Source organism: Micromonospora sp. NPDC051925 (genome assembly GCF_044548625.1).
In the GTDB taxonomy this organism is placed as follows: domain Bacteria; phylum Actinomycetota; class Actinomycetes; order Mycobacteriales; family Micromonosporaceae; genus Micromonospora.
In genome coordinates this window covers 349,176-359,967 of the sequence record NZ_JBIUCH010000004.1, presented here as the reverse complement: position 1 = coordinate 359,967, position 10,792 = coordinate 349,176, and the positions used below count along the sequence as shown (strand labels likewise).

Genomic DNA, 10,792 nt, shown 5'->3' with positions numbered 1-10,792 from the left:
ATGGCCGACACCGGTAACCGCTACGCTCCCCATCGAGGACCCTGCCCACTGATGATCTTTGTCTGGAAACTCAGATCATGGACAGGGTCCTCCCCATATCGCTAGACCTAGACCACTACGAATCCCCCCGATGGTCAAAACACGAGGAATGGGGCTGCCCCGATCGGGGCAGCCCCATTCGTGCGACCGTGGTCCAGCACCGTCTCGCCGGCGGTGTCGGACCGACGGCCGGTCCCAGGCCGGCTCGTTGTCAGTTGGCGACGAGCCGCCAGCGGTTGTCGGTGCTGCCGTTGTCGGAGTCCTGCACGGCCTGCGCGCCCCAGGCGGTCGAGGCGTTGAGGATGCCGAGCAGCTTCCCGCTGTTGACGTTGCGGATCTTGTAGGTGCCGTCCCCCTGGTTCAGGAGGGTCCACCGGTGGTCGGCGGTGCCGTTGTCGGACCACTGCAACACGACGGCGTTGTCGGCGGTGGACATGTTCTGCACACCGAGGACCTTGCCGCTGTTGACGTTGCGGAACCGGACGGCGTCGCCGTCGGTCACGATGACCCAGTTGTGGTCGGCCGTCCCGCTGTCGCCCCACTGCACGGCGAGCCCGCCGTCGGCGGTGGACATGTCCTTGATACCGAGGACCAGACCGGTGCCGACGTTGACGAGTCGGTGGCTGCTGGCACTGGAACCGCCGCTGGTGTTCCAGTAGACCGTGTAGTTGAAGCCCTGGGCGTCGTGGAACGGCCCGAGGTTGACCGTGGACCCGTTCGCGGTGGCGGTGAACGCCAGCGAGCTGGTGCTGGTCCGGGTGATCGACGAGACGTTGAGCGACGGCAGGGAGCTCAACGACGTGTTGCCGTAGTTGCCGCACAGCACCGCCGGGCCGTACGTGACCGCGCCGACGTTGGCGTTGTCGTTGGCCGCCTGCACGACCACCCGCATCGGCAGCCGTACGGTGATGGTGTCGCCGGCCGCCCAGGTGCGGGTGACGGTGGCGTAGCTGCCGGGCGTGGTGGACACGCTCTGCGTCGCCCCGTTGACGGCGATCGTCGCGTCGTTGGCCCAGGACGGAATCCGCACCCGGATGCTCCACGAGCCGCTCATCGTGCCGGACAGGGTCAGCGTGCTGGTGTCGCTGACCGGGTAGGTGGTGCTCTGGGTGACCGTGATCCCGCGCTGCGACCAGGTCAGCACCGACGGCACGAACAGGTTCACGGTCAGCGTCGTGTCGTTGTAGAAGTAGATGGAGTCCATCAGCTTCGTGTTCGTCTCGATGCCGGTGCCCTGGCAGCACCAGAACGAGTTGTAGTCGGTGCTCCAGGTGCCGCCGCCCCAGGCCGGGCCGACCCCCCGGCGTCCACCCGGCTGGAGCGGGGTGAAGTAGGTGATGTGGCCGTGGCTGTCGGCCGGGTTCTGCGCGCCGATGAGGTGGTTGAGCAGAGCGCGCTCGTAGTAGTCGAAGTAGGCGGCCCGGTTCGGGTCGAGCAGCCACAGCTCCCGGGTCAGCTTGAGCATGTTGTAGGTGTTGCAGTGCTCGCAGGTGTCGTTGTTGAGATAGCCGGCGATCGCGTTGGGCGGCCGGAAGTGCTCGGCCTGGCTGTTGCCGCCGATGGCGTAGGTGTGCTGCCCGACGATCATGTTCCACGAGTTGCTGGCGATGTCGCGGTAGCGGGTGGTGCCGGTCTGCTTGTACTCCTTCGCCGCGCCGACCAACTTGGGCAGCATGGTGTTGGCGTGCTTGCCGTTGAGGGTGTCGGAGTTCGCAGCGAGCGGGTCGTAGACCGAGGCGTGGTCGAACCGCTGGGCGACGGTGAGCCAGCGCGCGTCACCGGTGTACTGGTAGAGCTGGGCCAGCACCTCGTTCATGCCGCCGAACTCGGTGTTCAGGACCGTCTGCATCTGGTTGTAGTTCAGCCGCCCGGTGCGCCACTCGACCCAGCCGGCGAACCGCAGCAGGACGTCGCGGGCCTGGGTGTTGCCGATGTACCGCCAGACGTCGAGCAGTCCGGCCAGGGTCTTGTGGATGCAGTAGTACGACACGGCGACGGGCGTGCCCGCTTCGACCGCGCTGATGTCGGACTCGGGGAAGCCGGACAGGTAACCGGTGTTGAACCCGGCGGCACTGTTGTTCGCCTGACACTTGGCCAGCTCAGCGACCATGTAGTTGGCCTTGTCCCGGCACGTGGTGTCGCCCAGCACGGCGTAGGCGTGCGCCCAGGCGGTGAGGAAGTGCCCCTGCATGTGGGTGCGGAAGGGGAAGTTCGGGGCGTCCCAGCCGCCGTTCGTCGCGGCCCCGTTGGTCGAGAGCCGGTGGTTGGCCCGGAAGTTGTAGAGCATCCGGTCCACGTCGACGAAGCGCAGGTAGTTCAGGGTGCGGTTCTGGTTGTCCTGGAAGCGGCCGGCGGTCAGCCGTACCTGACCGAGGTCGAACGGGTATGCCGAGACGCCGATGTCCGCCCGCGCCGGGGGGACCACCGCCGCGGCGGCCGGCAGTTGGCCGAGGATGGTGCCGCCGGCGGCGGAGACGAGGGCGGTGGCGCCGGCGGCCTGCAGCAGCTGACGTCGGCTGAGGGACGGGGATGACATGGAACCTCCATGGGACTGCGGCTCGGACCAGGGCCCGGCCGGGGGGACTCGTTCTGGGCGGTGGACGGTGGTGGGGTGATGGCCCGCCCCGGTGGGGTGGGGCGGACGATCACGATCGTCAGGCGGGCGTACAGGTCAGGTTGGTCGGCGGTTGGTTGCTGCCGGTGGTGGCGCTGATGTAGCCGACGGTGGTGGTCGCACCTGCGGCGAGCTGCCCGTTGTAGCTGGCGTTGGTGACGGTCACCTGGTTGCCCTGCTGGCTGTAGGTGCCGTTCCAGGTCTGCGACACCGTCTGTCCGCTGGGGAAGGTGAAGTTCACCCGCCAGCCGGTGACCGGGACGGACCCGTTGGTGATGGTCAGCCGGCCCTCGAAGCCGCCCTGCCAGCTGTTGACCACCTCGTTGGTGACCCCACAGGACAGCCCGCCGGGGCCGGTCGGGGTCGGCGTCGGCGTCGGCGTCGAGGTGGGGGTCGGGGTCACGGTCGGGGTGGGGGTCGGCGTGGGGGTGGGCGTTGCGGTCGGCGTGGGCGTGGGCGTCGGGCCGGATGCGTTCTGGAACTGCCACCAGTTGACGTTGAACAGGTTGCCGCTGCCGCCGGTGAACCGCAGGTACAGGTCGTGGGTGCCGGTCGCGCCGGAGACCCCGCAGGAAACGGTCTGCCAGGTCTGCCAGCCGCCGGTGCCCGGCACGGCACAGGCGGCCACCCGGGTGCCGGTGGCGCTGTCCAGGCGGGCCTCGATGGTGCCGCCGCTGGTCGCCGAGGCCACCCGGGCGCTGAAGGACGACGCGCCGGTGCCGAAGGCCACCCCCTTCACCTTGATGTAGTCGCCGTTCTCGATGAAGCCGACGTTCATCCCGCCCTCGCTGGACACCTCCGTCTCGATGCCGGAGCCCCAGGCGATGGTCTCGGCCTCCTGGCGCACGTACGGGTTCAGCGTGCCGACCTGCGGCGCGCCGGTGGTGGTCATGTTGATCGTGGGGATGGTGCCGTTGCTGTTGTAGGTGAACTTCTCCACGGCGACCGATCGGGTGTAGCCACCGCCGCCGGGCAGCGCCCCGTTGTGGTAGAAGAAGTACGAGCCGCCGTTGAAGTCGATGACCCCGGCATGGTTGGTGAAGCTGCCGCCCTGCCGGGGCATGATGGTGCCGCGGTAGGTCCACGGCCCGGTCGGGCCGGTGGCCGTCGAGTAGCCGATGAACTCCGAGCAGCACTCCGCCGCGAACACGTTGTAGTACGTGCCGTTGCGCTTGTAGACCCAGGGGCCTTCCTCGTACAGGGTCGGCCGGTTCGCGTTGCCGTTACGGGTGCCGAACCCGGCGGTGGTGAGGGGGATCTTGGTGGCGCTGCCGGAGTACGAGATCATGTCGGTGTTCAGCTTCACGTACCACAGGTTCGGGTTGCCCCAGTAGAGGTACGCCTGCCCGTCGTCGTCGATGAAGACGGTCGGGTCGATCTCGCCGTTGGCCACCAGGGGTCGGCCGATGGCGTCGCGGAACGGGCCGGTCGGGCTGTCGCCCACCGCCACCCCGATGGCCATCGAGTTGGTCGACTTGGCGGTCACCGGCACGTACCAGTAGAACTTGCCGTTGCGGGCGATGACCTGGCCGGCCCAGGCGTCCGACTTGGCCCAGCTGAAGGTGCCGATGTTGAGCGGTGAGCCGTGGTCGGTCCAGTTGACCATGTCGGCGGACGACCAGACCCGCCAGTCCTTCATCGTGAAGTAGGTGGAGGCGTCCTCGTCGTGGCCGGTGTAGAGGTACACCCGGCCGTTGTAGACGATCGGGGCCGGATCGGCGGTGTAGATGTGCTGGACGATGGGGTTGTCGGCCTTCGCCGTGCCGACCGGGAGCAGCGTCGAGACCAGGAGCAGGGCCACGAGCCAGGCGGCCGAGCGCCGCAGTCGGGTCAGTGGTGGCAGTGCGGGTTTCACGGGTTACCTCCCAGGGTGGGGAATGCTCACCTGAACGATCACGATCGGTCGGGGCGGAGGCCGCCCGTGGTCGACCGGTCCTCTCCTCGAGCTGCGGAGAGTCCTCGGGCCGCCCTACGGGCTGGCGCAGCTGAGCGTGGGGCTGGAGGCGGTTCCGGCGCCGATGAAGCCGAACGTGGTGGAGCCGGATGCCGGCAGCGACCCGTTGTAGTCGACGTTGCGCACCGACGCGGCGCTGCCGCTGGTGGTGAGGGCGCCGCTCCAGACCTGGCTGATCGTCTGGCCGCTGCCCAGGGTCCACCGGACGGTCCAACCGTTGATCGCCGCGTTGCCCGCCTTCAGGGTGACCTCGCCCTGCCAGCCGCCGGACCACGAGCTGACGGTGCGGTAGGTGGTGGCCGCCGCTGACGTTGACTGCGAGTGTGGCGAGAGCTCTTTCGCCCACCGGTGCCGGGCGGCGCGGACGGGGTGCGGGGTGGGGTGGTGGTTCCGGCCTAGAGCCGGTGGCGTGACCTCGGGCAGAGGCATGCGGTGCTCCCGTGGTGGTGGTGCGGATCGGAGGTGGTCGGGCTGGTGCGGCGGGTGGTGCCGCGCCGTCCGGAACGTCCGCCGGGCCCGGTCAGGCGTCGTTCCGGTCGTGCCTCGTCCGCAAGCGTGGTGTGGGCGGTGCGCGGCGGTCGTTCAGCGGTCGGCGGGTGTTCGCAGACCAGGCCCGGGTCGGTGAGGGACGGTGTCCGCCGTGACTCCAGGGTGGAGTCTCCGGTCGGCCCGGCCCGGCGGCGTGCCACGTCCCACGGGGGTGCCCGGAGGTGACCAGCCGGCGGTTGCCGTGCACCGCTTCACCAGCGGGTGCGGCGGGTGAAGCGTGGAAGCGTGCCCTTCGCTTCTGCGGCCGACGGTAGCTTGTTATCGTTAACAGCCGCAAGCCATAGACGTTCGTTGGTTGAATCCGCGCGATCGGCCCGAGATGACCAGTCTTCTCCGGACCTGCCCCGGGTCGCCCGGGGTCGGTCACCACCCTGCGGGGCGGGTTCGTCCGTCAGCGCACCAGTCGTGCGGTGTCCGGTCCGCTCCGGCGGACCAGCCATGCCTCGGTGATGTGGGTGACCATGGCCTCGGCGGCGCCGTCCGGATCGTGGGCCGCGATGCGCTCGTAGATGCGCCGGTGCCCACGGTTCGAGGCCACGCACAGCGCCCGTTCGGAGCGGCCCATGTACCGGGCGGTGTTCACCACCTGGCTCTCCAGGGCCCGCACCACGCCGCGGGCGATCCGATTGCCGGACGCCTGCATGATCACGTCGTGGAACGCCCGGTCGTGTTCGTGGTAGGTGACCTGGTCGTCGACCAGTTCGTCCATCCGGTCGACCAGGGCCCGCAGCCGGTCGATGGTCTCCTGGTCGGCCAGCCGGGCGGCGACGTTGGCCATGTCGGACTCCAGCACCCGCCGGGTGGCCACGAGGTCGTCGAGGATGGTCAGGCTGTCGTCCTCGGCGATGGTCGCGGCGAGGACGAGTTCGTCGAGCATGTCCCACATCGACGGTGGGGTGACGATGGTGCCGCTGCCCTGCCGGACCTGCACCAGCCCCTTCTCCTGAAGGATCTTCACGGCCTCCCGGACGACCGTGCGGCTCACCGCGAACACCTCGCAGAGCGCCGGCTCGGGCGGCAGCGGCGTGCCCGGCGGGTGGACCCCGCGGACGATGCGCTCCACCAGCTCCGCGGTGACCGCCGTGGCGAGGTTGGCCGGTCGTCGTGCCCAGGTGGGGGGCGCTGAAGTGTTCAGGATGGTCTCCCGTGCTGCTGCCGTCATGTCCCCTCCAGTGGCCCCCGCGCGACGTGCCACGACTACCGCAGAATTCTACGTCCCCCTGTTGACGTCATACGTCATACGAGTTACTTTCCCGTCAATTCTTGCATCGACGGGGGCCGGTCCGCCGGCATTCGGATAGTCGAAGGTGAGCAGCGATGAAGCAGCGAGCAGTGTGGTCGGCCGTACTCGTCGCGGCGTTGGCGCTGACCGGCTGCGGGAGCGCCACAGGGACGCGCTCCTCGCCCGGCGGCTCGGACGGGAAGCTGGTGGTCTGGGACTGGAAGTCCGGTGAGCCCTCCGCCGCCCGCTATGTCCAGCAGGCCAAGGCCGATTTCGCCAAGAAACACCCCAACGTCACCGTCGAGTTCGTCGCCCAGCCGTTCGACCAGTACTACACCCTGCTCGGCACGGCGATCCAGTCCGGCAAGGGACCGGACGTCGTCCTGTTCAACGGCGGCGGCCGGATCCGGGACCGGTCCGACGCGCTGCTGCCGCTGGACGAGTACGTGGCCGAGGACCGGCAGCGGCTGGCCGGTTGGGACGCGTTCACCAAGGACGGCAAGACCTACGCCGGGCCGGTGACCCTGCAGGGCTACCCGATCTACTACAACCGGACCCTCTACGAGAAGGCCGGCCTCGACCCGGCGAGCCCGGCCACCACCTGGCCCGAGTTCGTGGCCGACTGCGCCGCCATCGGCAGGCAGACCGGCGCGAAGTGTTTCGCCCTGGGCAACAAGGAGGGCGTCGGGATCCAGTTCTTCCTGTCCGCCTTCGGGTCGGGCATCCTCACCCCGCAGGAGTACGACGCCTGGATCGCCGGCAAGCGGGACTGGACCTCGCCCAACGTCAAGCGGATCTTCGCGCTCTGGAAGGAGACCCAGGACGCGAAGCTGAACAACGACGGGGCCAACTCGACGGCGATGTTCAACGACGCCTTCGCGATCTTCCAGTCGGCCAAGGCCGCCCACGTCATCGGGCTGATGTCGGACGTCGGGCACTGGAAGGACTTCAATGAGTTCCTGACGGCCGAGAAGCTCGGCGTGATGCGCGCACCGGTCGTCGTCCCCGGCGCCACCCCGGTCCTGCCCTACGACGGCGGCATCGGCTACGCGGTCACCAAGTGGACGAAGGACCCGAAGGTGGCCGGCGACCTGGTGCGGTCGCTGACCTCGACCGCGGCGCTGAAGGCCTTCTACGCCGAGGCCGGCGCGATCGCCGCCGACACCACCATCGACGTGTCGTCGGGCGGCCCGGCCGTGGCCGCCATCGTCGCCGACCTCAAGACCGGCAAGCCCGCCCTGCACGTGGCGCTCTCCTCGAAGAGCCTGGACCTGATGGGCCGGCTCTCCCAGCAACTGCTGAGCGGCTCGACCACCGTCGACGAGGTCGTGAAGCAGATGGCCGCCTCCGACCAGGCCGGTTGACCCGTGCCGATCGGAAGGTCGATGCCGTCGGTCCGGCCGGCCCCGACCGGACGGACCGACGGGGGGCCGCCCCGACAGCCCGTCCCCGGTGCCGCCGCTCGCCCCGGCCAGGGCGGCCGGCGCGCGGAACGACTCGCCCCCTACGTGCTCCTGGCCCCGTCCCTGTTGATCCTCGCGGGGCTGCGCCTGTGGCCGCTGCTGCTCGGGATCAACTTCTCCTTCACCGGCGACGGCGACCGCAACGGCATGATGGTCGGCCTCGACAACTACCTGGAGCTGCTCGAGGATCCGCTGTTCCGGGGCGCGCTGCGCAACGTCGGGCTGCTCGTGGTGCTGCTGCCGGTGGCGGTGGCTATTCCGGGCCTGCTCGCGACCCTCATCTACCTGCGGGTGCCCGGCCACCGGGTCTACCGCAGCGTCTACTTCTTCCCGGCCGTGCTCTCCCCGGTCATCGTCGGCGCCATCTTCAATCTCCTGCTCGCCTTCGACGGCCCACTCAACGCCGTGCTCGGCGGGATCGGCGTCGGGCCGGTGGACTGGCTCGGCGATCCGGACGTGGCGATGTTCGTGGTGGTCGGGGTGCACGTCTGGGCGACCTTCGGGATGGCGTTGGTGGTGTTCCTCGCCGGCTTCGCCACCCTGGACGCCTCGCTGCTGGACGCCGCCCGGGTGGACGGCGCGTCCCTGCCCCAGACCATCCGGCACGTGATCGTCCCCAGCCTCTCCCGCACCATCCAGTTCGTCTTCGTGACCACGATGATCGGGATGCTGACCTCCATGTTCGGCCTGCTGTACGTGATGACCAGCGGAGGCCCGGAGGGCTCGACGTACCTGCCGGAGTACTACATCTGGTTCCAGCAGGGACAGCTGAACCGGCCCGCGCTCGCGTCGGCCGCCTCGACGGTGCTCTTCCTCATCATGCTCGTGGTGGGGCTGCTCCAGATCAGTCTGCTCCGGCGGGCGGTGAGGGAGGCGTGATGTCCCGTGTCCGGCCGAGCCGGTGGCTGCTCGCCGTGCCGATGGCTCTCCTGGCCCTGGCGACCGTCTACCCCCTGGTCTTCACCGCCAACGTCGCGATGAAGACCCGCCGCGACTACATCCTCGACCGCTTCTCGCTGGCGGACGCCCTGCACTGGGAGAACATCACCCGGGCCTGGAGCAGCGTCGGGATGGCCCGCTACATGGTCAACTCGGTGGTCGTGGTGACGGTCTCGGTGGTCCTGCTGTTGCTGTTCGGGTCCATGGCGGGCTTCGCGCTGAGTCAACTGCGCTTCCGTGGCTCGTCGGTGCTGTTCCTGTGTTGCCTCGCGGCTCTCTTCGTGCCGTTCCAGGTGATCATGGTGCCGCTGGCCCGGGTCATGGGGGACACCGGTCTCGTCGACACCTACCCGGGGCTCGTCCTCGCCTACGTCGCGCAGTTCCTGCCCTTCACGATCTTCCTGATGACCAGCTACTACAAGACCATCCCGCCCGAGATCATCGACGCGGCCCGGATCGACGGCAACAACGTCTACGGCGTCTATCGGCGGATCATGCTGCCGCTGGGCACCCCGGCGCTGTTGTCGGTCGGCATCCTCAACGCTCTGTTCTGCTGGAACGACGTGCTGATCTCGCTGCTGTTGATGCCCTCGGCCGACCATCGCACCCTGATGGTCGGGGTGACCTCGCTGCGGGGGCAGTACTCCGACGACATCCCCACCTTCGCCTCGGGGGTGCTGATCGCCGCGATACCCGTCCTGGTGATCTACCTCTTCCTCCAGCGTCAGATCGCCGACGGTGTCGCCGCCGGCGCAACGAAGGGCTGACATGCGGATCACCGGATACCGGACCCTCACCACCGTCCAGGAGTGGGGTCGGCCCGTCGGCGACGCCAACGGCGTCTTCGCCGACGGGGTGACCTCGGTGCCGATCGTCGTGGTCGAGACCGACGAGGGCATCACCGGGGTCGGCCTCGGACCGCACGGGGACATCGAGCGGATCTTCGCGGCCATCGACGGCGAGGACCCCCGCGCCGTGACCACCCTCTACGACCGGATGCTGCGGCAGACCTTCAAGGCGGGCCACGCGGGCACGGTGTTCGGGACCATCGGGGCGCTCGACACCGCGCTGTGGGACATCAAGGCCCAGGCGGCCGGGCAACCGCTTTGGCGGCTGCTCGGCGGACGCGACCGGCGGGTGCCCGCCTACGCGTCCGGCCTGGACATCGGCCTGGACGACGACGAACTCGCCGCCACCTACGAGGTCTACGCCCGGCACGGGCTGCGGGCCGCCAAGCTCAAGGGTGGCCTCGACATCGAGCGCGACCTGCACCGGCTGCACCTGGTACGGGACGTGTTGACCGAGGCCGGGCACGGGCAGCGGCCCGGCCTGATGCTCGACGTGAACGAGGCATGGACCCGCAAGCAGGCCGTCCGGCACGTCTGCGAACTGGAACGCGCCCTGGACCTCGCCTGGATCGAGGAGCCCGTCCGACGGTGGGACGCCGAGGGACTGGCGGTCGTCGGCCGGGGGATCCAGGCGTCGGTGGCCACCGGTGAGAACCTCACCGGCCTCGAACAGTACCGGCCGCTGATCGCCGCGGCGGCGGTCGACGTGGTGCAGATGGCCGCGGTGTGGGGCGTCACCCACTTCCTGCGGGTGTCCGCCCTGGCACACGCCTACGACCTGCCGGTCAGCCCGATCGGCAACAGCCCCGTCGGGCTGCTGCACGCCGCCACGTCGGTGCCGAACCACATGGTCAGTGAGTTGCAGGACCTGCACCCTCCGCGCGGGGTCACCCTCGACCTGCACGTCGAGGACGGCGCGTTCGTCCTCGGGGACTCGCCGGGGCTGGGCGTCACCGTCGCCGAGGAGGAGATCCGGGGGGCCCAGCGGAGGCCGGACGTGCCGACGCCCGACGGTCCCAACGTACGGCCGGAACGGGCCGGACGTCGACTGCTGGCGGTGGCCGACCGTGCCCCCGTCGGGCCACGACCGCACGTGACGCCGCTGCCCGGCACCCCGGCGCACACCCACGACGGCGTTCCGTCCGCCGCCCGGCACTGATCCCG

Annotated in this window: 8 protein-coding genes; 4 read left to right on the top strand and 4 right to left on the bottom strand. The window is 69.4% G+C overall.

What is annotated here, in order from left to right; translation table 11 throughout:
* Nucleotides 1-250: 250 nt before the first annotated feature.
* The 4 genes from ACIG87_RS08010 to ACIG87_RS07995 form a co-directional block, all read right to left on the bottom strand.
* The gene (locus ACIG87_RS08010) at nucleotides 251-2,575 is read right to left on the bottom strand and encodes a beta-L-arabinofuranosidase domain-containing protein (RefSeq protein ID WP_396849230.1); all 2,325 of its coding nucleotides are present in this window, start codon (nucleotides 2,573-2,575) and stop codon (nucleotides 251-253) included.
* A gap of 118 nt (nucleotides 2,576-2,693) precedes the next feature.
* Nucleotides 2,694-4,454, bottom strand: a complete 1,761-nt coding sequence (locus tag ACIG87_RS08005) for a family 43 glycosylhydrolase (protein ID WP_396849269.1) — start codon at nucleotides 4,452-4,454, stop codon at nucleotides 2,694-2,696.
* Between the two features lie 168 nt (nucleotides 4,455-4,622).
* Entirely contained in the window at nucleotides 4,623-5,036 is a 414-nt protein-coding gene (locus ACIG87_RS08000) for a cellulose binding domain-containing protein (protein ID WP_396849228.1), read from the bottom strand.
* A 511-nt stretch (nucleotides 5,037-5,547) separates the two neighbouring features.
* Nucleotides 5,548-6,318: a FadR/GntR family transcriptional regulator gene (locus ACIG87_RS07995; RefSeq protein ID WP_396849226.1), complete on the bottom strand. Its 771-nt coding sequence runs from the start codon at nucleotides 6,316-6,318 to the stop codon at nucleotides 5,548-5,550.
* A gap of 155 nt (nucleotides 6,319-6,473) precedes the next feature.
* On the opposite strand from ACIG87_RS07995, the gene ACIG87_RS07990 reads away from it, so the two are divergent.
* The 4 genes from ACIG87_RS07990 to ACIG87_RS07975 are packed head-to-tail and all read left to right on the top strand — an operon-like array spanning nucleotide 6,474 to nucleotide 10,787.
* Entirely contained in the window at nucleotides 6,474-7,742 is a 1,269-nt protein-coding gene (locus tag ACIG87_RS07990) for an ABC transporter substrate-binding protein (protein ID WP_396849224.1), read from the top strand.
* A 21-nt stretch (nucleotides 7,743-7,763) separates the two neighbouring features.
* Nucleotides 7,764-8,720 carry a carbohydrate ABC transporter permease gene (locus tag ACIG87_RS07985; protein WP_396849222.1) on the top strand — a complete coding sequence of 319 codons (957 nt, stop codon included), beginning with the start codon at nucleotides 7,764-7,766 and terminating at the stop codon, nucleotides 8,718-8,720.
* Complete coding sequence (locus tag ACIG87_RS07980; RefSeq protein WP_396849220.1) at nucleotides 8,720-9,547, top strand: carbohydrate ABC transporter permease; 828 nt, start codon at nucleotides 8,720-8,722, stop codon at nucleotides 9,545-9,547. Before ACIG87_RS07985 ends, ACIG87_RS07980 begins: the two co-directional genes overlap by 1 nt.
* Before the next feature lies 1 nt (nucleotide 9,548).
* Nucleotides 9,549-10,787: a mandelate racemase/muconate lactonizing enzyme family protein gene (locus ACIG87_RS07975; protein WP_396849219.1), complete on the top strand. Its 1,239-nt coding sequence runs from the start codon at nucleotides 9,549-9,551 to the stop codon at nucleotides 10,785-10,787.
* Nucleotides 10,788-10,792 lie beyond the last annotated feature (5 nt).